Here is a 438-nt window from a genome sequence, read left to right as displayed (position 1 = left end):
TGCCGCAACCTTCGGCCAGCAGCTTCAAGAGCGTGGCTTTGCTAAGCTGGTCATAGAATACCTGATTGGGTTCCCACTTGTCGGCCATGTCGATCTGCGCGGCCCCGACGATCTGTGCCAGCTGGCGGTCCCGGTCACTATGGAACGAAAGGCTCGTGATCTGCGAGGCCACGCAGTAGGCCAGCAGCCGTAATTTCGCTTCGCTGTCCATCTGGCGCATGTCGTCCAGCGTGGGTGTTTCGGCCAAGCGGTCAAGATCGGCCCTCGCGATCTCGTCAATGCCGGCAATCGTGGAATGGCCCATGACGGCATCGTCAACATGGAAGCGGTTCTTCTCGGCGGTGATTTCGGCGGCTTGTTGCCACGAATAAGCGTTACCGCGAACTTGCCCCAAGAGGCCGGTCAAGAGCACGTCCAGCGCCAGTTCCGGGTCGCTGG

At 60.5% G+C, this 438-nt stretch carries 1 pseudogene; it reads right to left on the bottom strand.

The window, feature by feature from the left end:
• Positions 1-438, bottom strand: a pseudogene (locus FE851_RS25895) (plasmid stabilization protein); the annotation flags it as partial.

The organism is Sphingobium sp. B2 (genome assembly GCF_007693735.1).
Taxonomy (GTDB): Bacteria; Pseudomonadota; Alphaproteobacteria; order Sphingomonadales; family Sphingomonadaceae; genus Sphingobium; species Sphingobium xenophagum.
The sequence above is the reverse complement of the archived record's forward strand: the minus strand, read 5'-3'. Positions and strand labels throughout refer to the sequence as shown.